This is a genomic window from Exiguobacterium sp. s130 (assembly GCF_018619055.1).
GTDB lineage: Bacteria > Bacillota > Bacilli > Exiguobacteriales > Exiguobacteriaceae > Exiguobacterium_A.
The window spans coordinates 408,036-433,792 of the sequence record NZ_JACSNI010000003.1 but is presented as its reverse complement, the minus strand read 5'-3'; the positions used below and the strand labels follow the sequence as shown (position 1 = coordinate 433,792).

Sequence of the window (25,757 nt, the reverse complement as noted above, 5' to 3'; positions counted from 1 at the left end):
CTTAGTACAAGCCAGTCAAGCTATACAATCCAATCATCAAGAAGACCGTCACTGTCTTGAGGATCGTAATCATGAAGATGTCCTTATACGACTGACGGTGCGTCAGTCCCGTGACCGCTAGCAACGTGATGACGGCACCGTTATGCGGTAACGTATCCATCCCACCGGACGCCATCGAGATGACGCGGTGCATGACTTCCGGTGGTACGCCACCCGATGTGATGGCTTGCGTATATTTATCCGACATCGCACTTAACGCAATCCCCATTCCACCCGATGCGGAACCGGTGACGCCGGCAAGCGTCGTCGTCGTGACGGCTCCGTTGACGAGCGGGTTCGTAAACGTCTCCGAGATTCCGCTTGAGACGGACTTAAATCCTGGGAGTGCCGCGATGACGCCACCGAAGCCATACTCAGCACCTGTATTCATGACCGCTAGGAGCGCACCACCGATACTGACGTTCAGACCAGCTTGGAAGTTCGTCTTGATCTTTCGGAAGTCATAGAGCATCGCTGCGAGAATTCCGATCAACAACGCCATTTGGACGGACCAGATCGCAAGAACAGCAGGTGTCTCGATCTTTCCGAATGCTTCTAGACCGATTGCTGAAAAATCGAATCCTTCCGGATACCATTTTGGAATCGAGAGTGTAAAGACTTTGTTCATTACGGCAACAAGGACGAGTGGGACAAAGGCAAGGACTTGGCGATAGACTGGTTGACGATCCGTCTCGAGCGTCATTTCTGGTTCGTTCTTTAACTCCATTTGCGGTGCGGCACTTGCCGCTGTCGCTTCGAATCCAGCGTACCCTTCACCCGCTTGATGCGCTTTTTTCTTGCGTGACTCGAGATACCACATGCCGACGACTAAGATGAACAAGCCACCGACTGAACCCATGATCGGCGCAGCATAGATATCTGTTTTGAAGAACGTCGTCGGAATGACGTTTTGAATCTGAGGCGTTCCTGGTAAGGCATCCATCGTGAACGTGAACGCACCAAGGGCAATCGTTCCCGGAATGAGTCGTTTCGGGATGTTTGCTTCGCGGAACAAGTTCGCAGCGAACGGATAGACAGCAAATACGACAACGAATAAGCTGACGCCGCTATATGTAAGAATGGCGCCAAGTAAGACGATGGCAAGGATAGCGCGCTTCGCACCAATCATACGAATGATTGTCTTTGCGATCGATTCCGCGATACCGGACATCTCAACGACTTTTCCGAAAATCGCTCCGAGGAGGAAGACCGGGAAGTATGCTTTGATGAAGCCGACCATCTTTTCCATGAAGATATTTGAGAAGAATGGTAACACCCAGTCCGGGTTCGTCAGTAAGACGGCGAACAAGGCACAGATTGGTGCAAATAGGATGACCGAAAAACCACGATAGGCAACGAACATCAATAAAGATAAGGCAAGAAGAATGATGACGAGTTCCATGAGTAAGATCTCCTTCAAATTTAGTAAGCGCTTTCACACCACTTCTTCATCATTTAACAATGCAGTGTCGAGGAGGTCAATCAAATTCCCTAAAACCATAAGTACAGCTTATAGAAATCATAAGTTCACATTATAGACACAATTGATGGAAAGGTTTTATTTTTTCGATAAACAGGAGTTAGTCCGTTTATGGCGTATATTTCTTAAGTAACGTACTTTTTCGAAAGGATGGATGATTCATGAAAAGCATCCTTTTTGACGTCTTACATAACGTGACGCTATTAATGGCTGGTTTTTATCTACTTGGAAAATTATCACCGCTTCCGATCACGCGAGAATCTCCACGTCTCACCCGCGTCCTGTATGGTCTTGCCCTGAGCATTATCTCCTTACTGCTCATGCAGATGACAATCGAAGCAGCCCCCGGCGTCATGATTGATTTGCGCCATGTTCCGGTCATTGTCGCCGCCTACTTTGGAGGCGTTATTCCAACAACGATCGTGACGGTCGCGATCATTGTTTATCGCTTTAGTCTGGGAACGAACTTGGCTGCATTCACTGCATTTGGTTTCATCGTCGCTATCGCCCTCGGAACGAGTCTGATTGTTCGTGAAATGCCTCCTTACGCAAAACGGACCTTTACACTCGTGACGCTCTATGCGACGGCTTTGCACGCCCTTGTCTTATGGATCGTCTTACCGAAACAAATCCTCTTACTCGAGGTCATGTCGGTCGTCATTCCCGCTTCTTTCGTTAGCAGTTGGCTCGCCCTTTTGATCATTCGTGATATCCGCCTGACGAAACAGTCGTTACGGGTGCTTCGGCAGAAAGCACAACTCGACTTTTTGACGGGATTGAATAATTCACGTGCTTTTAATGAATACTTCACGGATCTCAAACAACGATTGATCTTGAACAAACAGTCCATCGTGTTATTGACGATCGATATTGATCATTTTAAACGGATCAACGATACGTATGGACATGAAGCGGGTGACGAAGTGCTACGTCAGTTTGCTAGCCGACTGCGTGATGGCGTCGCAGAGAGCGGGTATTTATCTCGTAACGGCGGTGAAGAGTTCTCCGTCTTGTTTGAAGGCGTTCCGCTCGCTGAAGTGATTCCTTTAGCAGAGCAATTACGTGAACGTATCGCCTTCAGCCCATTTCGATTGACGACGACCGATCTGCCACTTACAGCATCATTTGGTTTAGCCGCTTTTGATGAGACGACATCTCAAATCGACCATCTCTTACCGGATGCGGATGCTGCGCTTTATCAAGCAAAACAACAAGGACGGAATCAAGTCGTCCTGTTTTCTCCTAATTCAGATTCTGCCGTCAGCTTCCAAGAATAACGATGGACGTCACCTCTGAAATCCGCTACCTTTAAAGTAGAGGCAGGTGATTGATATGAAGTTAACAAAAGGTCCTTATATCCTAATCGGTCTTCTCTTAGGACTCGTGTTCGGATTCATTGGTGACAACTTCTATTTGTATGTATCAGCAGGCATTTTCGTCGGAGCACTGCTTGAATTGTATGTCGCATACGAACAACGTAAAAAAAATAAAAAATCATGATGGAGGTACCAACATGACATTCAGTGATCTATTCCTTTCAACGCTCTCGTATATCGGTGTCGCGACCGTACTCCTTGCCATCGGTGTCGTCCTGTTCGAGGTGACGACGAAATCGAAGGAGCTCGAACTCATCCGTAACGGGAAGAAAGCGGCCGTCTACGCCTTCGGTGGACGTATTCTTGGTCTTGCCATCGTTCTCTATTCGAGTATTTCGAACTCCGTCAGCATTCTCGATATGGTCTTATGGGGTGCACTCGCAATCGTCTTACAAATCGTCTTGTTCTATCTCGCGGATTTACTAATCCCACGTTTAAGCATGACAAAAGAGATTGATGCGAACAACGAAGCAGTCGGCTTGCTGCTTCTCTTCTTATCGATTTCGATCGGTTTGATCATTGCAGGATCGCTTACATATTAAAACACATGAAAACAGCCCTGGATCCATTGATCTAGGGCTGTTTAGTTTATGATCAACTACTTATTTCGTATTACAAAGAAGGGATTTCTCATAGAGACATGTCTTATACATTACTACATTCTTATCAATTAGCGCTTAACATATTAGGACCAGACTGTGGTGATCTCTTTTTCAAACATGACGGCTTCGCCTTCTTGTGAACGCCCGACCTCATCTTTTATATGACATGCAGGTGTGACGACCTCATTCCAAACGCTCTTCAAGTAGTTTGCTTGATCGATGTTCATCGACTCCTTACCATGCATGTTGCTCGCAACATATTCGAGCGCCTCGATATAAGAAGTATAGTTCTTTGCTACTTTCCGTAAAGATTCTGATTCTGGATCATCCGACTTGAATTGGAAGGACTGTTCGATATCGTGCATCGTATCAATCTTTGCCCTCAATTCGCTCATTGTCGACTTCTTTGTGATGGAATCTCCCGTTGAATAAGGTGCAAAGCTAGCCATATATCGCATCGATCTTTCGATGTAGTCTTTTCGATTGACTGAATTGACGGTCTTAGCATCCATCAGCACTTCATGCTTTCGTTCTATATAGGGAGTTGTGCGAGGGATGTATCCTGATTTATATGAATAGATGCCTCCCCCGATCAGTATAATCGCTGTCGAATAAAAGTATAAATAGCGTTTTTTCAAAATATGCCTCCTTGATGTTACGGATTTTTCATACCTTATTTCGACTCTCGATCCACGATGAGCCATTTCGAAATTATTATATAGAGAGGATAGCTTGACAATACCAGGATTAAGATGAGGCCAAGAACAGGGCTTGGCGTATCTCCCCCATTTTTGATTGGAATGATTCGGCTAGTGATGTATGTGAATAACATATAGTAGACGAACCAGGAGAGGCAGATGATTCGTTCAAACGACTTATGTAGAGTGGATTTGAAAGTGATCTGTCTAATCAAAAAAGGAATACTGATTAAAGAGATCCATCCAATCATGATATTCAAAGTCCAAAACATACCTGAAGACATATTCGTAAGTCTCATGATTCGATTGATATTTAGCATGATTTGCAACGGAACGAATAAAGCGACGGCATACAAAAAGCTCGATATGTTGATGTTAAAAAACGTCTTCACTCAATGAATCTCCTCTCGAATCGCATTGGATATAATCCACATCTTATCAGAAAGCAGTTTAGGAAAAGAGGGTTTGAGAGTTGTTTTTCACTTTTGTTCAATGCGTGAAGTAAGATAGTTTTATTTTACATAATAGTCATGACTCTTACTTTGCACCTCTACTGAATGATGAGACCCAGCTCAGTCGTTACATAGACTAGAGTTCTTAGAGGTTCATGAGACGAAAATGATATATTATTAAAAACTTCAATTATAATTAAAACGGCTAAAGCCCGTTTAAATCTTGGACTCAAGCCGTTTAAATACTTCTTAGCTAATTACTACTTTTCTATTTTTCCAGCTCTTCTAGCTCTGTCCGCGAACGCGGGAACCCATTCGCTTGCCACTCGGCTCGATAGATCGAATCGAGTTTCGTCAATCCGACCTCATCCGGGTCCTTCGCAGCATCTGGACTCGGATCCTGATCGAGATGGGCTAAATATTCACGTAGTGCATCTGTTTGTGTGCCCTGTTCCCGCTTCCTTAACAAAAGTAGACTCGTTCCGGCAATGATGCCAGCTCCAAATAAATACCGTTTTTTCAAGCCCATACGGTTTCCTTCTTTCTTTTCTTAAACCAACCCACCACCGTCACGCAGGCGAGGATGCGCGATGCGTTTGACCTTTCCCTCTTCGACCGTCAGGACATGATCGGGTTGTCGCTCGAAGTAACCGGTCTCGAGTACACCCGACCAACTCTTCACTTCTTTTGCGAACACTCGGACGTCCGAGATGGCAGATACATCGACGTCAAGAATCACGTGACCTCCATCTGTAACGAAGGGACGATCGTCTTTCACGCGTAGTGTTGCTGATACATGCTTATCACGCAACCGTTGTCGTACATACGGTAAGGCAAACGGATCCAGTTCAACCGGTAACGGTCCGCTTAAATGATGGACGAACTTCGAGGAATCGGTCAGATAGAGCAATTCCCGACTCATCAGTGCGACAATTTTCTCGCGAAATAGTGCACCGCCACCACCTTTGATCGTTTGAAATCGTCCGTCAATCTGATCAATCCCATCGATCGTCACATCGATTTCCATTCCCTCTTCCAAGTCGATCAACGGAATGTGTAACTGTTCCGCGAGTCGGACCGTCGCAAGTGACGTCGCCACACCTTGAATCTGTAGTCCCGCCTGCACAAGTGGACCAAGCGCCTCGATGAACCGTTCCGTCGTCGAACCCGTCCCAAGACCCACTATCATCCCATCTTTCACGTAAGTTAGTGCTGCCTCAGCGACTAATTGTTTCTCCTGTTCATACATCCGCATCCCTCCCTACATTTCTGTTCCCGTTTCGATTCGTCTTCAATCGACGGAGAGAGAGGATTCCGTTAACGTCAGATACTGCTCAATCGCCTGGACGAGCGGTTGCTGAGCTTCGACCCAAAACGCGATAGATGTTGGATCGGCGTCGAGGTGACGTTTAACGATTTCATCGATCGTCGCTTGACCGGAATCGTGCATGATGGCATCAAAGACTGTCGAAAATTGACTCGGATCCGCTTGAACCGTCTGATACAGACTATTGCTAAGCAGATAACCGATCGCATACGGAATGTTGTAGAACGCAAGGTTCGGATTAAACAGATGACTGATGTACATCCATTTGTAGCGCGCTGGTTCAGGCAGCACTGGACCATAGGCTAAGCGCTCTTCCTCTTGTAAGAGTTCACTCAACCTTTCAGCATTGATCGTACCATGCTGACGTTCCGCATAAAAACGTTGCTCGAAACGAAACATTCCGGGAACGATGCTGGCATATTTCAGCCCCTCTCGAATCTTGACCTCTAGGAGAGCAAGTACTTCCTCGCGCTCCGTCGTCTCTTTGATCGCAGCATCGAGGACGAGATTCTCCATGAATGTTGAAGCCGTCTCCGCGATACTCGTTCCTTTGACTTGGTTTAAATACGGTTCATCTTGCAGAACATAATTATGATAGGCATGACCGAATTCATGAGCAAGTGTCGCGACGTCTGGATAACTGTCACGGTACGTCATGAAAATCCGGCTCTCTTTTGCAATCGGAAAGGCAGCGCAGAATCCGCCTTCCGCTTTTCCGGGACGATTCTCCGCATCGACCCATCCCTCGTTAAACACGTTTTCAGCAAAAGCACCGAGCTTTGGATTCAACTGTTTGAATTGTTTGCTTACGATTGCCTGTGCCGTCTCAAACGGAACATGCCGCGCGGAACGATACGTATTCGTCTCAAAATCATGCCATTCTCCCGTCACCTGCTCTGCCTGGGCAATCTTGCGGGCATAATATGCGTGAAAGAGGTCTCGGTGCTGATCGAGTGCTTCGATCATCGCTTGTAAGCTCGCTTCTGAGATCCGGTTCTGCTCAAGCAACTCTGTCAATGGTTGCTCCCAGTTCCGCATCTTGTAGGATTGCAATCTGAAGCCGGAGACCCGGTTCAAGATCGTCGCAAACAAATCAGCTTCTTTGGCACAAGCGGCGTCAACTGCAGTTGCTGCCGCTAGACGAGCCGAACGACCAGGCGCGAACATCGCTTCATGCAATCCTTGACCGATCGTGACTTGCTTCCCGTTCAAGTCGACCCGTAACGCCATAAAACGCTGATCGTAAAGTTGTCCCCAGCCTTGGAACCCGTCCACACCGAGATCCTGTAACAATTGTTCTTGAACCAGTGGTGCACGACGGGACTGAATGTCACGGCGTTCGTTTAAGAAAAAGGCGTACGGTGAATCCGTAACGAGCGCTTCCCACTCTTCTTGTGACAGTACTGCGATCTTTGTATCGAGTGCTGCCACTTCGCTGCGTACCATCGCTTGGACGACTTCGATCTCTTCAAGCAATGGATGGACTTCTACGCGCGTGACATCTTCAGCGTACAGACAATAAATGAAGTCGCTCCATTCTTCGACGTCGCGCGCGACTTGCTGATAACGCTCGACCTGTTCTGCCACATCAATCGGCCGATTCGACAATGCTGTTTGTATGGAAGCGATGCCTGCTTTGACGTCATCAATCGTATAGAGTGTTTCTAATTGCCATCGTGTGTGTTGCATGTGATTTCCCCCTTTTCGTGATCTTTCCGTTCTTTCATTCGGGAGGACACTCGACTTCTCCTGTATTTTCCATATAGATACAAAAAACTCCTTCAGTCATTGACTAAAGGAGGACATCATCACAACACGAAGAAGTAGACACATAGGAAATGCGCTAGACTACCGAGTAGTACGAAGATGTGGAAGATTTCATGGAATCCGAGATGTTTAAACGATAAGACACGCGGCTTGAGTCCATAGATGATGCCACCGATCGTATAGAAGATACCACCAAGGAATAATAGACCGATGCCGAGCGGTGATAAGACTTGCGCGAGTGGTGTGATCGCAAATACCATGATCCAGCCCATTCCGATGTAGAGCGTCGTCGATAACCAGCGTGGACTGTTGAACCAGACTAATTTGAAGGTAATTCCGGAAACAGCAATCAACATGACGATGCTAAACAAGACCCAACCCGTCGGACCATTCAGACTGACAAGACAAAACGGTGCGTAGGAACCGGCAATCAACAAATAAATCATCGAGTGATCCAATCGTCGCCAGATCGCAATCGCCCGATCGCTCGCAAGGACCATATGATACGTTGCCGAAACAGCATAGAGTGCCATCATGCTGACCCCAAAAATAATTGCTGCGACGATGGCAAGTGATGCTCCACGTTCTAACGATGCTTTAATGACGAGTGCGAGTAATCCGACAAAAGCAAAGACAGCCCCTCCCAGATGTGTTAATCCATTAATCGGTTCTCTCATATAAGCTTTCACTTTCGTTCCTCCTCTGATATGTAGTTTTGAATACTACATGGCGTTATATACATATTCTATCATATGATGAAGAAGTAGAAAGTCCTATTTTAACGATTTTGGAGGTTTTTTTATGACACGTTCTGACGACACGAGACATGATCGTCAATTACAGCTTGCAGATATTCCGAACATTGATCTTTATATGGATCAAGTCATCCAACTGTTTGAGCGGACATTCGAGGAAACGACGCGGAATACGGATGAAACAATCTTGACGAAGACGATGATCAACAATTATGCCAAAAAGAAATTATTTTTTCCGGTCACGAATAAAAAGTATACGAAGGAGCACTTGATTTTAATTAGCTTGATTTATCAGTTGAAAAGTTCGTTTTCGATCAATGATATCAAGACGATCCTAACGCCCTTGAACGAAGGCATCGAACAGAATCAACTCGATCTTGAAGACTTTTATCGCACTTACCTTGAACTGACAGAACGAAATACAGCCCGTTTCGTCACCGAACAAGATGCTCTTACCGCCTCGACGACCGATCCACTGGAACAGATTTTAGCGCTGGCTCATATGAGTAATCTGTACCGGCGTGCAGCGGAACAATTGATCGATACCCAACTAAAAAAATAAGATAACGCTTTCACTGCGTGATACACTATAAGAAAAAACAGAGGAGGAACAGTCATGGAGATGGCGACGACTTTCTTGCGACAACTGAATCATATCGGACCAGAATTCAGAACGTATCAGGACGGTATTCTCATCGAATTGGCATTCGACCGGACGATCGGAACGGAGCAGGTTTCCGCAAGTGTATTGCTTGAGACAGCAGATGACTTAAAAATACGCTTGCGTACACAAACCACCCAGGCATTATTGCTTGCTTCGAAGATTCATGCCTTTGACGCCCACACACCGAGCCGCATCGCCGAGATGATGTCGCTTCACGGCTATTTTAAATCGCATCGCTTGTCGCATCCCTTGAATGCCTACTCTACTGCCCTGTTCATCAGCCGTCTTACTCCACAGGACGCGGTACTTGAACGAACGGTACAATTATACACACGCCTCAAAAAACAACATCGGTTCATCGTGTCACCGCTATTGATCTCTTTCGTCTATTTTCACGCTACGACACGCGGTGAGTTAGACGAACTCGCCTCGCGTATCGAAACGGTCTATCAACGACTCAAACGACGGTTCGGACGCGCTCAACAGACGTATGTCGTCGCCTTGATATTCGCTTTATTGCCTGAAGACGATTGGGATCGCTATATCGCACAAGTGGAGTCATCCCGTAAGATACATCGTAAGCATCGTGTCCCGCTGTCATTCCACGGCATGCTTGCGTTACTCGGTGATCCCAATATTCATGCTTCGGCACTCCAACAGATGGCAGAGGCGTTACGCTCCGATTTACATTTTAAATACCGGAAAGACTTAGTCTATTTGACAGCAATCCGATTGTATTTAAGTCAACAAACGATCCTGCAACAGCTCTTCCCATCTTCGATTCTCCCACCGGACGGCACCGACGCGATTCCGTTCTTACTCTTCCCTGTTGATTTGACCGACACGTCCCATGCGACAGACGGCGGGATCGACGGAGGATTTGATGGTGGTGGTGACGGCGGTGGGGGTGGCGAGTAATCTTTTACTCCATCAAAAAAAGGCAATCGATATCCAGCATTTCTGCCGGACATCGATTGCCCTTTATTTTAGTCATTCTTAACCTTGTTGGTTCTCTTCATCGGATGGCTCGACATCGCCATCTTCATCAGAAGCGTGCGACAAATCGGGTGCCTCTTCACTTGAAGCTTCGTCATCTGGTCGTTCTGTTTTCTCAGCTTCTTGATCTTGATGCTTCGTTTCTTTTTCATCCTTCGATTTTTCCGGAACCTCCGTATTGTCTTGCGGGTCACGTCCGGCAATCTCATCCTTCGTCATCCGGTTTCCTGAAGTAATCGGGTCCGTCTCTTTATCATGTTGATCAGCCATTTGGCATCCCCCTTAAAATGTACTTGTTCCACATTTTAATGTATTCCCGACTGAAGAACGGTTAAACCTCAGCACGCCCTCGAACGATGTCCTCGATGAGTAATTGTTCAATCGGCTGAGGGTGATGGACCTCGTAGCCTTGCACATAAAGTTGCTCATCCAACACTTGAATCTGTTGCAATTGCGACGCGGTCTCGACTTCCTGAATCACGAGCGCGATGTTTAACGTCGACGTCAAGGAATGAACAGAGCGAATCATCGAACGCTCTAACTGATTTTGAACGAGTCGACGTGTAAAGATTGGATCGAGCTTGACTGCTTGGACCGGTAAACGCAATAACGAATTAAGTGACGCGTAGTGACTACCGAAATGATCGACCGTCAGACGGTAGCCTGCTTGACGCAGCTGCTCCAAACGTTTCATTGCAAAACGACGACGCGTCTGCAATACTTCCTCCCGGATTTCAAGAATGAGTCGTTCGCCCGGGAAATACGATTCTTCTGTCAGTCTAAGTAATTCTGAAAAGAGTTGATCCGACTCGAACTGGCTTGCCGATAGATTGACGGCGACGGAAATCTTACGTCCAAATGTCTCCTCCAAGCGCCGTTGATCCAGGATTGCCTGACGGATCGTAAATCGACCGATGTCTGGGAAAATCTCCATCTTCTCGGCAATCGGAATAAAATCCGTCGGACTGACGAACCCAAGCACAGGATGATTCCAGCGTAGAAGCGCTTCAACCGCGACGTAGCGTTCTTGTTTCGCATCAACGATCCATTGATAGTAGAGCTCGAATTGTCCCCGTTCTAGTGCATGCGAAAGCTCTGATTCAAGAACTGATGCAAATGGATGCTGTTCCGCCTTCCGATTTGGATTAACAAATGAGGTTCGCTGTTTCCCCTCGTGTTTGACTTGTTGCATCAAGGCTTCTGCTGCATAGATTTGTATCTGGCGACTTGCCATATCACCGGTCAGAAGACTGACGCCAGATGATGCCGTCACCTGAATCGGTTCGGCTGCAACACCAACGATCGGTTGCTCAATCGCTTCCGTGACGATGCGAGCGTAATCTTCCGCACATTGTTCGAATTCCTGTTCCTGTTCAAGTGCTGCTAAGACGACGAATTCATTCCCATCCATTCGACCGACGACATGATTCGGTAAAGGAACATATTTCAGCCGATTCGCGATTTCGCGTAGCACTTCGTTCCCTGCCCGGTATCCATGCGTCGCATTGATCGCATGGAAACGATCGAGGTTCAACACCATTAAGAAAGCAGGATGAATCGTCACACTTGAGATCAGTCGATTCATGTACCGTTCGTTATAGACATCTGTTAGCGCATCCTTGATGACATACGTTTCGACGTTGATCGATTTACTAATGATATCCGCATACCGCTCGACGAGCGCGATATCCTGCTCCTTGAAGTCGAATGGTTGATCATCAAAGGCACATAATGTCCCGATTTTTTCATTTTCCGCATTTTTGATCGCTACTCCCAAAAAGCTACCGTTCCCAAGAGCTTTCGTGACCGGATGATTGACGGTCAATGGATCGTTGAGCAATTCATTGATCGAGAGCTTCCCGTCCGTCTCATCGACGACCAGCTTACAGAGGACATGTTGGAAGACATGGGTCGAGCCTTCTTCGATCAACTGACGTTCTTGATTGATTGCCTTGACGACAAAGTTGCTATATGAATCATTTAATGCAAAAAACAACGTGTTGACGCCAATCCGTTCACTAAGTTTTTCAAGAATCTCTTCGACGAGCGGATGCAATGCTTCATAACGAATGTGTGAATTATTCACCGTGTCTTCCTCCTTTCTGAGTCTGTAGTCGGTCATGCGTCGAGCGGGAGTTGAATGATGAAGGTACTGCCCTCTCCTTCCGTTGATTGGACGGAGATAGCTCCACCATGATCAAGCACGATCATCCGACAAATCGCGAGTCCTAAGCCCGTTCCACCGATTTTACGTGTATCCGAGTTATCTGCTCGGTAAAACTTATCAAAGATGTAAGGAAGCGCTTTTTCTGGAATACCAAGCCCTTCATCTGAAATCTCAATTCGTAATTGATCTGACTGGTTTGATCCTTTGATCCGAATCTCGCCGCCTTCGGGCGAATATTTAATCGCGTTCATGATCAAGTTCGTAAACAGTTGTTTCATCTTCTCACTGCTGGCTGAAATCGTATAGGATCCCGGACTAAAATGGACACTGATGCGATGTGCGAGACTCGCAAGATCGAACATCGGCTTCATCTCGAACATCAATTGTTTTAAATCAAGTAATTCTTTTTGTGTTCCATGTGTCGAGTCTTCCCCTTTTTGAATTTCCAGGATGTCATTGATCAATTCCGCCAATCGAACGGTTTCCGAATGAATCGTCTGCAAATAGCGTTTCTGCCGCTTCGGATCGACTTCTCGTTTCATCAATAACTCCGTGAAGCCCATGATCGAAGAAAGCGGTGTCCGCAACTCGTGCGAAACGATCGAGACGAACTCTGCCTGCTTAAGATCGAGCTCCTTGTCTTTCGTCACGTCACGTAAGACAAGCATCATCCCCCATTCAACGTTCGCAATTGCAATCCGCTCAGCATAGGCACTGAGCAACAAGTTCCCCCGGAATGCCGATAACTCGATCGTTTCTCCCGGAATATCCCCGTTCATCAGTTGACCGATGTAATCATGAAGTGCTTCCGGCTGATCGACATGTTCAAACAGAGACGTCGCCCGTTCATACGCGTGACGGAACCCTTGCGCCTGATTGACGAGCTTTGGTGGAAACATATTCAATAAGGCCTGGTTCGCATAAATCTGCTCCCCACTACTCTCGATATATAGGACAGCTTCCCGAATCGAATCAAGTAGCTGATACGTCTTGATTTTTTCATGCTCCATTTGATGGAACAGGAGATGGCGTTCAAGCGTCATCCCAAGTTTTCGTGATAGATCAAGTAAATCCCCGACTTGTTCTAAATTGAACTGGGCGAAGGGATGGCGGATGTATAGCAGTCCGACGACTTGTCCGTTGCTTGGAGACTGTACGGGAATTGCTGACTCGAACTGGTCGCCGAGTGGCAATTGGACCGATTTACGCATGACGAATGCGCGACGCAAGACCGAATATTGATCGAGATCTTTTTCGATCAGCTCCATATCGTCGATCCCTTGTGCGACGAAATGATTTAACTGCTCCCGCCGGTACAAAAGGATAGCTCCTTCTTCTACCTCAAGCAGTTGCAACAAGATCATCAAGACAGTCTCGCAGGCTGCTTCAACATTTTGTGTCGCCAACGCTTCCATGATTTCATTGCGTTGCTTCAATTTCACTTCGACTTTTCGTAAATCCTGTTGTAATCGATTGATTTCACGTTGATCGAGTGATGTGAGTCGTGCCTCAGTTGATTCCGGAACCGTTCCTTGGCGCAATCGGTAAGGACGATCCTTCGAGTGGTCGCGTAAAATTCGTTTCAACGTGTATCCTCCTTTCTGATTTCATTCATGCTTCAAATTATATCACGGTCCGTACCGTATCAACAGTCCAACACTACCTTCCTTACATGCTGGTTAGCACTAATGTACGAAATGATTCTTCAAAGGAACGGTCCGCATCGCGCGTCCGTTTTTTCGGTCCTTTCGTACGCCCGCCTGCTCGTCGGATTTGTTGTCCGACATGGCGAGTGTGGAGCAATAGATCGATATTGTCGTTCGTGAACTGGCGACCATTTTGATCGATTGCGAGTCCGCCTCGTGCTAAGATGAGTGCTGCCAAACCAAAATCCTGGGTCACAACGAGATCGCCACGTTTCATCCGATTGACGATCGCATAGTCGACGGCATCTGGTCCTTGTCCGACGGTAATCGTCGTCGCTCCTTCTCGGATCACCTGGTGTGCCGTATCACAAACTAAAAAGACGTCACGTCCCTGTCGGTGTCGAATGACGAGATCGACAACGGGACATCCGTCCGCATCTACGAAAATAGACATTTGAATCCTCCCTTATTGTTTCCACTATCAGTGTCACAAATCGAAAGATTTTTTGTCAAGTCGCGCTTCCCATTTGACCGTCTCTTCGTTCTTCAGGACAATAGAAAAGAGAGGATGTGTTGAAATGAACGCTGCGACGTTCCAATCTTTTTACCTGTTATTGAAAAAAACGAAACCACCGGTCGGTTTATTATCTGCCGCTGTTTCCGTCTCTGTCATCCAAGCGCTGGCTGCGCTCGCCATTCCTTGGTTCTTAAAGACGTTGATTGATGGTTTTACTGTCGATCGACTGACACCACAATTGATCAGTCTATTTGTAATCGTTTTCGTCGTTCAAGTCGTCGCGAACGCTTTATCGATCTATTGGTTACAGATCGTCGGTCAACGGATCGTCGCCAATTTACGAACGCTTCTATGGAAGCGTCTGTTAACGCTATCGATTCCGTTCTATGATGAGACAAAATCCGGTGAGCTCGTCTCACGACTTAATAGTGACGCAACGACACTCCAGCAATTGCTATCGGAACAACTCGTTCGTTTGCTGACGTCACTCGTCTCAATCATCGGAGCAATCACGATCCTATTCTTCCTCGATTGGCAAATGACGCTTGTCATGGTCATCGCTGTCCCCGTGACCTTGTTGATCATCATTCCGCTCGTCCGCAAACTACACAAGATTTCTCGTGAGACTCAGAAGGAACTTGCAGGATTATCCGGTTTTTTTGCCGAGATGCTCGGTGAGGTCCGACTCGTCAAATCACAAGCAACAGAAGACTATGAGCTGGGGCGAGGAAAAACTCGGATTGAGAACTTATACGGGTATGGTGTAAAGGAAGGACGAATTCAAGCCCTCTTGTTGCCGATCTTTAACGTCACTCTAACGACGATGTTGATCCTGATCATCGGTTTTGGTGCCTACCGCGTTTCGACGAACCAGATCACGGCGGGTGAACTCGTCGCCTTTTCGCTCTATTTGTTCCAAATCATGACTCCGCTCGTGACGATGACTGAATTCATCACGAAGTTACAGAAAGCACGCGGTGCGACAGAGCGAATCATCGAGCTTCTCGATGAATCACCAGAAGCAGCTGGAACGCTTGTAGCATCTCGTCCGTTTACGGACGTGACGGTCGAACACTTGTCATTTGGATACAATGAGACGTCGATCTTACAGAATGTCAGCTTTACGTTACCACGCGGCAAGACGACAGCGATCGTCGGTCCGAGCGGCTCTGGTAAAACGACATTATTTGCGTTACTTGAGCGATTTTATCAACCGACGTCAGGACAAATCCGACTCGGAGATCAACCCATTTCTGATTTGACGTTATCGTCTTGGCGACAGGCAATCGGATATGTCGCGCAGGATTCCCCCGTCTTATCAGGAACGATTCGTGACAATCTCGTCTACGGTCTGACAGATGACATCAGTGAAGACAAAATCCGTGCGGCTGCACGGATGGCGAATGCCGATACGTTTATCGAACGATTCCCGGAAGGTTATGCGACTGAGATTGGAGAACGGGGTGTCAAACTGTCCGGTGGTCAACGCCAACGAATTGCGATTGCACGTGCACTCCTCCGTGATCCGGAAATTCTGTTGCTTGACGAAGCGACATCCAGTCTCGACTCCGAGTCGGAACGTGTCGTTCAAGAAGCACTCGAGCGATTAATGGTCGGACGGACAACGTTTGTCATCGCCCATCGTCTCGCGACGGTCCGTCATGCCGATCAAATCATCGTTCTTGAAGATGGTCAGATTTCAGGTATCGGGACACATGATCGACTTGTCGTCGACAATCCATTGTATAATAAGCTCGTAACGCAACAATTCATCGGCACGGAACGTGCAAGGGGGAATCACGTATGAAGACAGTCGGTTTCATCGGATTAGGTGTCATGGGACAAGGCATGGTCCGCAATCTGCGTAAGGCAGGTTTTACAGTCAAAGGATACAATCGCACGAAAGAGAAAGGACTCGTCCTTGAAGCAGATGGTGTCGAAATCGTCGATACGATTCAAGATGTCGTCACGGATGTCGACGTCGTCATCTCGATCGTCGGTTATCCGCAAGACGTCAAGCAGATCTACTTCGAAGACGGCATACTCGATCATGCGACACCAGGAACGATTCTGATTGATATGACGACGTCTAGTCCGGCTCTTGCTGAACGAATCGCGCAGGAAGCGACAGCACGCGGTCTTCAGGCACTTGACGCACCTGTCACGGGCGGTGATCTCGGTGCGAAGAACGGAACACTCGCGATTCTCGTCGGTGGTGAAGAAGCGGCTTTCGCACAAGCGAAGCCATTATTCGAGGCGATGGGGAAATCGATTTCACTCTTCGGTGGTCCTGGTAAAGGACAATCGGCGAAGCTCGCGAACCAAATCGCAATCGCCGGATCGATGATTGGAACAGCGGAGATGTTGTTGTTCGTCACACGATCCGGAATCGATCCGACACAGTTCATCGAGACGATCAAATCTGGTTCTGCCGGTAGCTGGAGTCTTGAGAACTTGATTCCGCGCGTCATCACCGAAAACTACTCACCTGGTTTCTTCGTCAAACACTTCATCAAGGATATGCGCCTTGCCCTCGAACGCGGCGCTGAGATGGGTATCGCGACACCTGGTCTTGCACTCACGAAAGACTTATATGTACAACTTGCTGAGCTGGGTCACGCCGATTCCGGTACACAAGCGCTTTATCTATTGCTCGCTGAGCGTTCACGCGCTTCGGTGGAATAAGCAAAAGCCTGTACGCTACGTCTACTGACGTAATGTACAGGCTTTTTTACGTTCATCCCTTAACGGAACGGGTTGGTTTCAAGCGTTCATAGAAGTGTGCCATCGTCGTATCGAAGTATGGCGTCAAGAAGATGACACCGACTGTACTAAGTAGTGCGAGGATCCCCCAGCCGATGAAACTCAAGTAAAGTATGATCAGTTCACGCTTATGCCCTTTCATCATCCGGCGGCTTTCACCAAGTACTTGCCAAAACGATAATTCCGGTCGATCGACTAAAATATACGGAACGAGACGATATGCTAGGTAGAAGTATAGTGCCGGTAAGATCAAAAATGATCCAACATAGACCAATACCGTTACGATCGCATATGCGGCAATCGTCCGGAAAGCACGTCGAAACGAAGAGAATCCTTCGAACAGTGTTCCGATTCCTGCAGACTCTCCGCGGGTGAAGCGTAAGTAAGCAATCGTTCGACCAACTGTCACTGGAGCCAGGACGATCGTGACGACCATGTTCAGTGCGATGAATCGAACCATACTATCAATGTCATCTTGGTCAAATGACATCCGGCTTGCAGCGAGCGCAAAAATAAGGAAGTAGATGATCGAGATGCTTAATCCGACCAACCATTGTCCTTTTAACGTACCAAGAGCAGCTTGTTTCAATTGTTTAGGGTTCATGTCGTACTCCTTTATATCCACTATTTCCACTTTTGATTTTAGCCCAGTTCCTTTGAAAAACCTAGTTCTCCCACTCTGCTTTTCATCTGCTTGAAGCGAATCGTCGAAAAGTCGTCACGAGCGCATGAAAAAAATCCATTTCCCTCATCTCAACAGATCAGAAAAATGGATTGATTCACTCGATGATCATCCTAGGAGTCGTGTCAACGCCTCAACGTGTTCTTTTTGAATGGCACCGTCTTGTAAGACCGCCGATCCTACATGCAGCTCGGACGCCTTCGTTGCTTCAAGAAGTGCCTCTGCATTTTCAAGTGTGATGCCGGATCCTGGTAAGATGATCAAGTCCGGATAGTCTGCAATCAAACGTGCGATCGTCTCTTTACCTTCTAGTGCCGTCGCTTGACCACCTGACGTCAAGATCCGGTCGACTTCTGGAAAATCAGCGAGTACTTCTGCCGCTTCAAGAATATCACGACTACTGTCGATTGCTCGGTGGAACGTCAATGACAGTTCCCCTTTATGTTTGATGATGCGACCGAGGAAACCTTCGTCGACACGACCGTCTGCTGTCAATGAGCCGACGACGATCCCGGCTGCACCGAGTTCACGGATCAAGTCAATATCCGTGATGATTGTCTCCTCATCTGATTTCGAGTAGACGAACGATTTGCTATGTGGTCGCACGAGGACGTGAACCGGAATCTCGACCGTCGAGACGACTTGACGGATCAGTCCGTAGCTCGGCGTCAATCCCCCTTCGGATAATGCGGAAACGAGCTCGATCCGGTCCGCTCCGGCTTGTTCTGCTGCGACCGCTTCTTCTACGGTCGATGCAATGATTTCTAACATGATACATCCCTCCCGCATCAGTGTATCATGAGACGACCATCCAGTTCACGCGTTCGTTGAACAGTTTCATCTCCCATGATGGCGGATAGGAAGCTGGGCTGAGGACGATTTTCGCGCGCCGGAACTCTGCCACCTTATATTTTCGGTTTCCTTGGAACTCGTCATTGGCTAAGAAGGCGTAGACATCTTTTGTGCAACTAATGACCGCTTTTTGGATAAGTGACGATTCGATATCATCACTGACGAAGCCTCGCTCAATCTCAGCACCATCAAACGATAGGAAACAGGCATCAAAAGCATAGGCATCCAGTGCTTGCAATACCTCGACCCCGACCGTCTGTCCGTATGCATCGACTGTTCCGCCTAACAATCGAATTTCCCCAGTGAACGGTCCCGTCTTACGGCACTGCTCCAAATGACTGGCGACGATTAGTGAATTCGTGACAATCGTCGCGTTTCCCGTTAAATAAGGTAACAAATGCTCGACCGGTTCTCCCCGTCCGAGAAAGATACAGGAATAGTCACTGAGCCACCCTTTCGCATAGCGCGCTAAACGGCGGGACAGCTGATCCGTTCGCCGTGAGATCGGCGTCTCCCGTTTTCCTCCTTGATAGATAGCACCGCCATAGACACGCTTCAATTGACGTTCGCGTTCCAACTCCTCTAAGTAGCGTCGTACCGTTTCTCCCGAGACATCGAGACGTTCGATCAAATCCTTCGTCATGACTTTCCCTTCCTCTTCCAGCCATTCCATGATGCGTGATTTCCGCTCTTCTCCTAACAACGACACGTGCGCTTCCCCCTTTACAGACCAGTTCTAGTTCTAGTGTAGCGAACGTCTGTAAAGATCTTGTAAATCCGATGTAAATAAACGTGTAGTTCCTATGAAATGTCGTTGAATTCGTCCGTTATCCGACTCTTTCATCAAACGAAAGACGCGCCTGTCTCTCAATGAGTGAGAGGCAGACGCGTCATTAGTCGTTCATTCAGACGATTTCTTTGCAAAGAGTGGAATCTTAGACTCTGTTCCTTGGCGAATCCGTTGGATGTTATCACGGTGCTTGAAGATGACGAACAACGCAAGAACCGTAAAGAACGTCGGAACGATCCAATCGTTCGTCAAGACGCCGATCGTGATCGACACGACAATCCCGACACTTGCTGCGACGATCGAACTGAGCGAGACCATCCGGCTCAGGCGAAGTGTCGTCAAAAAGGATACGAGCAGAAAGATGAAGAGAATCGGGCTCGTCACGAGCAACATCCCACCAGACGTCGCGACTGCCTTTCCGCCCTTGAACTTTGCGAAAATCGGATAGATATGACCGACGACAGCAGCTAATCCAGCAAACAGCGGATGCACATCCGCGCCCATTAAGATCGGAACAAGGCTCGCGACGGCTCCTTTTCCAAGATCACCGATCAAGACGATGATTCCTGCCTTTTTCCCCAAGACACGGAACGTATTCGTCGTTCCGAGATTCCCGCTACCTTGTTGACGAATATCGATTCCGTGTCCCCATTTCCCAACAAGTAATGCGAACGGAATCGAACCAAGCAGATAGCCAAGAACCAAAATCCCTATGATTTCAATCATAGTCAACCTCCAACCTCTTAGTGACCGACTTTCATATATTCCTCAAGAGTCTGTCCGTTATTTTTAATTTGTGTCGCGACATCGACTCCGACATAACGAATGTGCCATGGCTCATACGTATAACCCGTCCGTGACTGGAAACCACGGTCGTAACGAACGATGAAGCCGAACTTCGCTGCGTTATTCGCGATCCATTTTCCTTCTTTCGTATCACCAAGAGCGGCTGTTAATCCATTACCTACACTTGGTGACGAAATATCAAAAGTGAGACCTGTCTGGTGTTCACTGTGACCAGGGCGTGCTGAATATTGATTAGCAGCTGCCTTGCCGTCACGTGCGACATAATTATTATACAATACTTTTTGACGTGCGCCGGAACGGAATCCGCTGACAGCGTTCAATGTTACGCCTTCTTTTTTAGCAGCAGCGAACATCTTTTCCATCTGTTTCGCAGCTGGTGCTCGCATGTAGCTTTGTTCAAGTACACCCGAATAGGAGAAGCTGACGTTTGGAACGACGAGATCCGACGGCTTGTAGTCGATTGGCAAGCTATACTTCTTGTTGACGACGACGAGCATTCCAAGCGAAAGATCGGCTTTGGCATCTGCTGATTTATCGACGTCTGGCGTCTCATCTTCTGGTTTCGATGGTTTTTCCTGCTCTGGATCCTGAGACGAACTATCCGGTTTATCCGTCGATTCGTCCTTTTTGTCTTCTGTTTTGTTCTCTGCTGCAGGTGTATCATCTTTCTTTTCTGTTTCATCCTTCGTTGCCTCATCCGAAGATCCTTGGTCCTCTTGTGTCGTCTCATCGGATGATTTGTCTTCAGATGACTTGTCTTCAGATGACTTGTCTTCTTGTTTTGCATCTTCTGACGTATCGTCTTTCGTTGTTTCATCTGTTTTGTTTGTTTCTTCTTTGTTCGTGTCTTTTGCTGTGTCTTCTTTTTTCGTTTCGTCTTTTGATTGTGTTGTCTCATCTGATTTCTGTTCAGTTTTCGTCGTATCGTCCGCTTGTTGATCCCCAGGATTACATCCTGCAAGGAGAAGCGCTAACGTACTAACGGTTACGATTTTTTTCATGAGTAAGACCCCTCTTCTTTTTATGCTTCTCTATGTTACCGCTAATTGTTCCATCCGTCGAGCCTACTTCCAACAGATGGACTAAGACCCTACCTTACTTCAGCTTCTTTATTTTCGCAAATGATTCTGACTTTGTCATCGGTCGTTAGTACCAAGTGCTAAATTTTACTGTTCAGGGTGCAAATAAAAAAAGCGGAACCGATTCAATAAAATCGATCCCGCTATTGTTGTACATCTTCACGCTTCCGTTAAGAGTGCTGCGTCCGTCTCACTCATCTTCTCGTAGATATCGTGCCAGTTCGGGAACACCTTCGGCAAACGAATCGGTCGGAAGTTTTCCTTCTTGACGACGACATGTGTCGTCTTTGCCGATACCGCAAGTTTTCCGTCCGGGTGCTTGACGGTATAACCATAAATCGTCCGTAAGCCATCGTAATGATCAATCCAGACCGTGACGACCGCCGTATCACCGTACGTCAACGAGCGCTTATAATCGAGATTGACATTCGTAACCGGGGAGACATAACCCGCATCTTCCATCTCCTTGTAATTAAGACCCAAGGACTGGATTAACTCTGTCCGTGCCAGTTCCAGATAGACGAGATAGTTCGAATGATAGACGATGCCCATCATGTCCGTCTCGGCGTAGCGAACAGGTATTTCAATCGTGTGCATGTAGCTTCCCCCTTAAAAATCCTCTTTTTCAAGATAGGACCATTCTGAACCGGATAAGCTAACTTTGTCAATTAATCGCATCGATTGTTTCGCGATCGCCTGTTCGACAATCGTGATCGCCGCCCGTGCGTTTCCGTTCGGAACGACATCGATTTTCTCAGTAAGCGTCTGTCGCGCGTCCTCCGTCAGCTCATATCCGAATCGTGCCGCATATCCTTCAATGATTTGAATCAACTCGTCTGGCGAATAATTTGGGAAGTGGAACGACCGCTTGAAGCGCGACTTCAATCCCGGATTACTCGCGAGCAAGGCGTTCATTTGTTGCTCGTAACCTGCAAGAACAACAACGAGATTGTCTTGATGTTTCGTCATCTCATCCACAAGCGTATCGATGGCTTCCTTCCCGAAGTCATTTGCTCCACCGTTTAACGCATAGGCTTCATCAATGAATAAGACACCACCCAGCGCGTCTCGAATCGCGTCGCGTGTCTTTTGCGCGGTCTGTCCGACATATCCGGAGACGAGGTCAGCTCGGCTGACGACTTTCAAGTGTCCGCGTTTTAAATAGCCGCATTGTCGTAAGACATCGGCATAAAGCTGAGCGACAGTCGTCTTACCGGTACCACTATTGCCGCTAAAGACCGCATGCAGTTCGACCGGTAATACCTTATAACCGGCTTCACGACGGCGTTTTTGCATTGATAATAAGGCTTCGATCTGTTTCAATTCATCCTTTAGATCAGACAATCCGACGAGCGAAGCGATCCGTTCTTCCACCGTCGCGTCCGGTTCTTGCACCATCTCGAAATCTTCTTGTTCGAGTAAGGCAAAGTCTTCGTGACTGGCACTCTCTCCAAGGCTTGCTCCCTTCTTGAAGATCGCATCAAGCACGATATTGCGAACCGCCCGTCCGTTTCCGAAACTCGCGTCGACGCGCTCCCGCTCGAGCCGACCGAGCAACGCCCGCTCTGCTTGTTCCGTCAAGACGTAATCATTTGCCGTCGCAATCGAGCGTCCGATCGCGAGCAGCTCTTGATCCGTATAGTCTGCAAGCAGATAATGATTCGATTCCGGGAAACGGCTTCGTAGTCCGGGATTTGCCTTTAGGAAATCACGCATCTCTTCCGGATAACCAGCGAGGACGACTGCAAACCGTCCCGCATATTCCCCACTCGTCATCGCAGCGACGAGCGTATCGATCGCTGCCTGCCCATAGTCGTTCCCACTTTGTCCGGCACGCTTTAAGGCGTAGGCTTCATCGATGAAGAGTACACCTCCGACAGCTTCCCGGACCTTGCTCATGACTTGTTCTTCCGTTTGTCCGACGAAGGCACCGACGAGCGACGAACGATCCGTCTCGACGACTTCCGGGCGTTCGAGTAGTCCGAGTTCATGGTAGATCTTCGCCATCAAACGGGCAAGCGTCGTTTTCCCAGTTCCTGGGTTCCCCATGAAGATCATGTGTAGCGATGGTTGATCACTTGAACGATAGCCGTCTTCCGACCGTTTTTGTTGGTACTTCAAAAACCGATACATGTGGTGGACCCGTTGTTTAATGTCTTCGAGACCAATCATCGCGTCGAGTTCCTCGAGTGCTGATCGTTCAACTTGTTTGCTTTCGACGGGAAGTAAGGCAACGACACGCTTAAGATCCTGAATCGTCGTCGTTTTCAATTCCGTCATCTCACGGAATGCTTCTCGGGAATAGAAGCGTTCTTGTAAGCTGTCGACGAACGTCTGCGCCGTCTGCTCGAGCGTTGCACTCGAACGTAACAATGCCGTTCCAGCATCGAACAGTTCCGTCCAGCGTTCGGCATCTAGCCGACGAAGTCGTTCTGTCAGTTCGACGATTTGATCCGTCTCCTCGACGATTTGGCTCGCTTGGAGAATCAGTTCCTTTGTCGCAGATCGTTTCGCGTTCGCATTGTCCGTCTCACGGATCGTCGGGAACGTATGCGCGACGAGACGCTGATACGTACTTTGTAGTTGTTGCTCCGTTAATAACTGCTCAAGACGTGCTGGCAAGCGACCATGCTGACGGATTTCTTGCATCCAGCTCTCAGCTAAGGCGTCCAGTCGTCCTGTCATGATATAGCGATGCTCGACAAGTAACGCTAAGATACGGACGAGTGCTTCCGTTTCTCCAAGTAGCCGACTACTTTGGGCATAACGTAGCGCAAGCACCTCCTCAACTTTCGCGCCCTCTTCCCACGCCTTGATTTGATTGAACATCTCCTCTTTCGAGAATGCTTCCATGTTGAACCTCCTGCGTCTCGAAAAAACCGACTTTGTCCGCTACCGTTTCGTAGCGTCATCGCCGGTCGTTTCTTGTTTATTTTGCTTTTAACCATTCCTTATCGAACGTATCAATTGTCTCAAAACTCTTCATCTTGACAGAGTAGAACAATTTACCATTATTGCGTGATTCGGCACCGAGGACTTTCGAACGGTCAGATGCGACATAATACGTCGCTTGTTCCTGGTTGTTTTCTTTATCGAAGATCGATGGATACTGTTTGATCCATTCTTCAGGAACCGTGCTCGATGGTTCTTTTTTCACGTAAACGTCCGCAGCCATCCCTGCAATGTCTGCTTCTCCCTCGACTTGTCCAAAGTCTCCTTTTTTAATGAAGGCGAGAATCTGTTCATTGAATCCTCGAGAGAGGAATGGACGCGGCGCACTGACGCTTTTGCCTGCTTTCGTCTCATTGACTAACTTCCCTGTCGCATCATACTCACGGAACATTGTGCCGTTCCAGATCGCAAGCGATCCTTTTGACGGTCCGTCTACGACTTCTGTCCGAAAATGCCCTTTGTCGTCAAACACGACTTCATATGTCCGGGCTTCGAGCTCATCTTTTTTCGTTGCGAGTTTCTTCTCGACATATTGAATGCGTGTCATCGTATAAAACGGTTTGACCGTTGCGGCTTTTTCATCGCTAGCGGTCTGCGTCTTGTTCAAGAGATAAAAATTGTAGGCAAGGAGGATCGCCATTGCCACGATTGCTACTGCAATCCACGTGCTCGTTCGTTTCGTCATGCCATGTACACCTTCCTAGCTCAAGTCTCTATTCCCTATCATCGTATCGGTTTTAAAGGGGAAATACAAAGGGTTTGTCCAAGATTTCACGATTTCTGAGTAAATTCGTCAGACTTTTGAACAAATTAGAAAACGTTCAGGACGACAAAAAAAGGCGAACCGAATGAATTCGGTCCACCCTTGATTACGTTTACGCTTTCTTCGGCGTCAACGAGACGATCATCGACTCATCGACCAAGTAATAACTATGATGTGGCATTTCACGTAAATAGCCATCCTGAAACAACATCGCACAGTCGACTTGAAACGTTTTGCTATACGGTTTTAACGGAAGTTTTTTCACCCGGTCAAAATAGCGATCGACAGCAACCTGGACATGATCCATCTCATAGACGAGTTCCCGGTCTTTTGCTTCCATGATGGTGAATGTCTCACGCGACATGTAAAACACTTGTGTCGAGCGTGCTTTCAAATACGGCTCCAGCTGTTTCAGGTCGATCCGCTGATCATTATCTAGAAGCACTGTCCGATTCGTCCCTTTCGGTAGTTCAGATTCAAACGCATGCGTCGCTTGTTTGACTTCATCAAGCGTCACGTCACGCATCGGCAACGGTCGATCTTCCTTCGGTTGAAACCACTTCTTGAATCGATTCATCGAATT

Annotated in this window: 26 protein-coding genes; 7 read left to right on the top strand and 19 right to left on the bottom strand. The window is 47.6% G+C overall.

Annotated elements, in window-relative coordinates:
• Position 1: 1 nt before the first annotated feature.
• A complete protein-coding gene (locus HZS85_RS09850; RefSeq protein ID WP_214855459.1) occupies positions 2-1,441 on the bottom strand; it encodes a GntP family permease in 1,440 nt (479 codons plus the stop codon).
• 239 nt (positions 1,442-1,680) lie between these two features.
• Here HZS85_RS09850 and HZS85_RS09845 point away from each other — a divergent pair, with 239 nt between their 5' ends.
• Genes HZS85_RS09845 through HZS85_RS09835 form a run of 3 tightly spaced genes read left to right on the top strand, consistent with a single transcriptional unit; the run spans position 1,681 to position 3,437 of the window.
• Entirely contained in the window at positions 1,681-2,796 is a 1,116-nt protein-coding gene (locus tag HZS85_RS09845; RefSeq protein ID WP_214855457.1) for a GGDEF domain-containing protein, read from the top strand.
• 55 nt (positions 2,797-2,851) lie between these two features.
• Complete coding sequence (locus HZS85_RS09840; protein ID WP_214855455.1) at positions 2,852-3,019, top strand: hypothetical protein; 168 nt, start codon at positions 2,852-2,854, stop codon at positions 3,017-3,019.
• A gap of 13 nt (positions 3,020-3,032) precedes the next feature.
• Positions 3,033-3,437 (top strand): DUF350 domain-containing protein, encoded by a 405-nt coding sequence (locus HZS85_RS09835; RefSeq protein WP_023467822.1) that lies wholly within the window; start codon positions 3,033-3,035, stop codon positions 3,435-3,437.
• 143 nt (positions 3,438-3,580) lie between these two features.
• Here HZS85_RS09835 and HZS85_RS09830 read toward each other — a convergent pair whose 3' ends face one another.
• From HZS85_RS09830 to trhA, 5 genes are all read right to left on the bottom strand, one after another.
• Positions 3,581-4,135 (bottom strand): hypothetical protein, encoded by a 555-nt coding sequence (locus tag HZS85_RS09830; protein ID WP_214855453.1) that lies wholly within the window; start codon positions 4,133-4,135, stop codon positions 3,581-3,583.
• Between the two features lie 780 nt (positions 4,136-4,915).
• Positions 4,916-5,176, bottom strand: a complete 261-nt coding sequence (locus HZS85_RS09825; RefSeq protein ID WP_214855450.1) for a hypothetical protein — start codon at positions 5,174-5,176, stop codon at positions 4,916-4,918.
• A 21-nt stretch (positions 5,177-5,197) separates the two neighbouring features.
• Positions 5,198-5,896 (bottom strand): ribose-5-phosphate isomerase RpiA, encoded by a 699-nt coding sequence (gene rpiA / locus HZS85_RS09820; protein WP_214855447.1) that lies wholly within the window; start codon positions 5,894-5,896, stop codon positions 5,198-5,200.
• 42 nt (positions 5,897-5,938) lie between these two features.
• Positions 5,939-7,663: a M3 family oligoendopeptidase gene (locus tag HZS85_RS09815; RefSeq protein ID WP_214855444.1), complete on the bottom strand. Its 1,725-nt coding sequence runs from the start codon at positions 7,661-7,663 to the stop codon at positions 5,939-5,941.
• A gap of 119 nt (positions 7,664-7,782) precedes the next feature.
• Positions 7,783-8,430, bottom strand: coding sequence for a PAQR family membrane homeostasis protein TrhA (trhA, locus tag HZS85_RS09810; protein ID WP_053453003.1), 648 nt, complete (start codon positions 8,428-8,430; stop codon positions 7,783-7,785).
• A 112-nt stretch (positions 8,431-8,542) separates the two neighbouring features.
• Between trhA and HZS85_RS09805 the strand changes: the two genes are divergently transcribed.
• Complete coding sequence (locus HZS85_RS09805; RefSeq protein ID WP_214855441.1) at positions 8,543-9,058, top strand: DUF1836 domain-containing protein; 516 nt, start codon at positions 8,543-8,545, stop codon at positions 9,056-9,058.
• Between the two features lie 54 nt (positions 9,059-9,112).
• Positions 9,113-10,078 (top strand): DUF4003 family protein, encoded by a 966-nt coding sequence (locus HZS85_RS09800; protein WP_214855437.1) that lies wholly within the window; start codon positions 9,113-9,115, stop codon positions 10,076-10,078.
• A gap of 78 nt (positions 10,079-10,156) precedes the next feature.
• On the opposite strand, the gene HZS85_RS09795 is transcribed toward HZS85_RS09800, so the two are convergent.
• The 4 genes from HZS85_RS09795 to HZS85_RS09780 form a co-directional block, all read right to left on the bottom strand.
• Complete coding sequence (locus HZS85_RS09795; protein ID WP_035408622.1) at positions 10,157-10,426, bottom strand: hypothetical protein; 270 nt, start codon at positions 10,424-10,426, stop codon at positions 10,157-10,159.
• A 61-nt stretch (positions 10,427-10,487) separates the two neighbouring features.
• A complete protein-coding gene (locus HZS85_RS09790; protein ID WP_313291035.1) occupies positions 10,488-12,242 on the bottom strand; it encodes an EAL domain-containing protein in 1,755 nt (584 codons plus the stop codon).
• 32 nt (positions 12,243-12,274) lie between these two features.
• Positions 12,275-13,909, bottom strand: a complete 1,635-nt coding sequence (locus HZS85_RS09785; protein WP_251137916.1) for a sensor histidine kinase — start codon at positions 13,907-13,909, stop codon at positions 12,275-12,277.
• A gap of 82 nt (positions 13,910-13,991) precedes the next feature.
• Complete coding sequence (locus HZS85_RS09780; protein WP_214855434.1) at positions 13,992-14,423, bottom strand: YaiI/YqxD family protein; 432 nt, start codon at positions 14,421-14,423, stop codon at positions 13,992-13,994.
• Between the two features lie 124 nt (positions 14,424-14,547).
• Between HZS85_RS09780 and HZS85_RS09775 the strand changes: the two genes are divergently transcribed.
• Together HZS85_RS09775 and HZS85_RS09770 are read left to right on the top strand one after the other, a co-directional pair.
• Positions 14,548-16,293 carry an ABC transporter ATP-binding protein gene (locus HZS85_RS09775; RefSeq protein ID WP_214855431.1) on the top strand — a complete coding sequence of 582 codons (1,746 nt, stop codon included), beginning with the start codon at positions 14,548-14,550 and terminating at the stop codon, positions 16,291-16,293.
• Positions 16,290-17,171 carry an NAD(P)-dependent oxidoreductase gene (locus HZS85_RS09770; RefSeq protein ID WP_214855428.1) on the top strand — a complete coding sequence of 294 codons (882 nt, stop codon included), beginning with the start codon at positions 16,290-16,292 and terminating at the stop codon, positions 17,169-17,171. Before HZS85_RS09775 ends, HZS85_RS09770 begins: the two co-directional genes overlap by 4 nt.
• A 52-nt stretch (positions 17,172-17,223) precedes the next feature.
• On the opposite strand, the gene HZS85_RS09765 is transcribed toward HZS85_RS09770, so the two are convergent.
• The 9 genes from HZS85_RS09765 to HZS85_RS09725 all read right to left on the bottom strand — a co-directional run bounded on the left by HZS85_RS09765 (position 17,224) and on the right by HZS85_RS09725 (position 25,751).
• Complete coding sequence (locus tag HZS85_RS09765; RefSeq protein ID WP_214855425.1) at positions 17,224-17,853, bottom strand: DUF975 family protein; 630 nt, start codon at positions 17,851-17,853, stop codon at positions 17,224-17,226.
• Positions 17,854-18,039: 186 nt separating this feature from the next.
• Positions 18,040-18,702, bottom strand: a complete 663-nt coding sequence (locus HZS85_RS09760) for a copper homeostasis protein CutC (protein ID WP_214855422.1) — start codon at positions 18,700-18,702, stop codon at positions 18,040-18,042.
• Positions 18,703-18,727: 25 nt separating this feature from the next.
• Positions 18,728-19,492 (bottom strand): DeoR/GlpR family DNA-binding transcription regulator, encoded by a 765-nt coding sequence (locus HZS85_RS09755; RefSeq protein WP_056060593.1) that lies wholly within the window; start codon positions 19,490-19,492, stop codon positions 18,728-18,730.
• Positions 19,493-19,684: 192 nt separating this feature from the next.
• Positions 19,685-20,299 (bottom strand): glycerol-3-phosphate 1-O-acyltransferase PlsY, encoded by a 615-nt coding sequence (gene plsY / locus HZS85_RS09750; RefSeq protein WP_035408639.1) that lies wholly within the window; start codon positions 20,297-20,299, stop codon positions 19,685-19,687.
• Positions 20,300-20,316: 17 nt separating this feature from the next.
• Positions 20,317-21,381, bottom strand: a complete 1,065-nt coding sequence (locus HZS85_RS09745) for a M15 family metallopeptidase (RefSeq protein WP_214855419.1) — start codon at positions 21,379-21,381, stop codon at positions 20,317-20,319.
• Positions 21,382-21,618: 237 nt separating this feature from the next.
• Positions 21,619-22,056 carry an acyl-CoA thioesterase gene (locus tag HZS85_RS09740; protein WP_035408645.1) on the bottom strand — a complete coding sequence of 146 codons (438 nt, stop codon included), beginning with the start codon at positions 22,054-22,056 and terminating at the stop codon, positions 21,619-21,621.
• Between the two features lie 12 nt (positions 22,057-22,068).
• On the bottom strand, positions 22,069-24,312 hold the full coding sequence (locus HZS85_RS09735) for an AAA family ATPase (RefSeq protein WP_214855417.1): 2,244 nt from the start codon (positions 24,310-24,312) through the stop codon (positions 22,069-22,071).
• Between the two features lie 76 nt (positions 24,313-24,388).
• On the bottom strand, positions 24,389-25,096 hold the full coding sequence (locus tag HZS85_RS09730; protein WP_214855415.1) for a hypothetical protein: 708 nt from the start codon (positions 25,094-25,096) through the stop codon (positions 24,389-24,391).
• Positions 25,097-25,286: 190 nt separating this feature from the next.
• Positions 25,287-25,751, bottom strand: coding sequence for a DUF3939 domain-containing protein (locus HZS85_RS09725; protein ID WP_214855413.1), 465 nt, complete (start codon positions 25,749-25,751; stop codon positions 25,287-25,289).
• Between the last annotated feature and the right edge of the window lie 6 nt (positions 25,752-25,757).

Excerpts from the sequence above, each read along its gene's own strand:
- HZS85_RS09850 (WP_214855459.1), bottom strand. The coding sequence starts at position 1,441 with ATGGAACTCGTCATCATTCTTCTTGCCTTATCTTTATTGATGTTCGTT.
- HZS85_RS09845 (WP_214855457.1), top strand. The coding sequence starts at position 1,681 with ATGAAAAGCATCCTTTTTGACGTCTTACATAACGTGACGCTATTAATG.
- HZS85_RS09840 (WP_214855455.1), top strand. The coding sequence starts at position 2,852 with ATGAAGTTAACAAAAGGTCCTTATATCCTAATCGGTCTTCTCTTAGGA.
- HZS85_RS09835 (WP_023467822.1), top strand. The coding sequence starts at position 3,033 with ATGACATTCAGTGATCTATTCCTTTCAACGCTCTCGTATATCGGTGTC.
- HZS85_RS09825 (WP_214855450.1), bottom strand. The coding sequence starts at position 5,176 with ATGGGCTTGAAAAAACGGTATTTATTTGGAGCTGGCATCATTGCCGGA.
- rpiA (WP_214855447.1), bottom strand. The coding sequence starts at position 5,896 with ATGTATGAACAGGAGAAACAATTAGTCGCTGAGGCAGCACTAACTTAC.
- HZS85_RS09815 (WP_214855444.1), bottom strand. The coding sequence starts at position 7,663 with ATGCAACACACACGATGGCAATTAGAAACACTCTATACGATTGATGAC.
- HZS85_RS09805 (WP_214855441.1), top strand. The coding sequence starts at position 8,543 with ATGACACGTTCTGACGACACGAGACATGATCGTCAATTACAGCTTGCA.
- HZS85_RS09800 (WP_214855437.1), top strand. The coding sequence starts at position 9,113 with ATGGAGATGGCGACGACTTTCTTGCGACAACTGAATCATATCGGACCA.
- HZS85_RS09795 (WP_035408622.1), bottom strand. The coding sequence starts at position 10,426 with ATGGCTGATCAACATGATAAAGAGACGGACCCGATTACTTCAGGAAAC.
- HZS85_RS09780 (WP_214855434.1), bottom strand. The coding sequence starts at position 14,423 with ATGTCTATTTTCGTAGATGCGGACGGATGTCCCGTTGTCGATCTCGTC.
- HZS85_RS09775 (WP_214855431.1), top strand. The coding sequence starts at position 14,548 with ATGAACGCTGCGACGTTCCAATCTTTTTACCTGTTATTGAAAAAAACG.
- HZS85_RS09770 (WP_214855428.1), top strand. The coding sequence starts at position 16,290 with ATGAAGACAGTCGGTTTCATCGGATTAGGTGTCATGGGACAAGGCATG.
- HZS85_RS09765 (WP_214855425.1), bottom strand. The coding sequence starts at position 17,853 with ATGAACCCTAAACAATTGAAACAAGCTGCTCTTGGTACGTTAAAAGGA.
- HZS85_RS09760 (WP_214855422.1), bottom strand. The coding sequence starts at position 18,702 with ATGTTAGAAATCATTGCATCGACCGTAGAAGAAGCGGTCGCAGCAGAA.
- plsY (WP_035408639.1), bottom strand. The coding sequence starts at position 20,299 with ATGATTGAAATCATAGGGATTTTGGTTCTTGGCTATCTGCTTGGTTCG.
- HZS85_RS09745 (WP_214855419.1), bottom strand. The coding sequence starts at position 21,381 with ATGAAAAAAATCGTAACCGTTAGTACGTTAGCGCTTCTCCTTGCAGGA.
- HZS85_RS09740 (WP_035408645.1), bottom strand. The coding sequence starts at position 22,056 with ATGCACACGATTGAAATACCTGTTCGCTACGCCGAGACGGACATGATG.
- HZS85_RS09735 (WP_214855417.1), bottom strand. The coding sequence starts at position 24,312 with ATGGAAGCATTCTCGAAAGAGGAGATGTTCAATCAAATCAAGGCGTGG.
- HZS85_RS09730 (WP_214855415.1), bottom strand. The coding sequence starts at position 25,096 with ATGACGAAACGAACGAGCACGTGGATTGCAGTAGCAATCGTGGCAATG.
- HZS85_RS09725 (WP_214855413.1), bottom strand. The coding sequence starts at position 25,751 with ATGAATCGATTCAAGAAGTGGTTTCAACCGAAGGAAGATCGACCGTTG.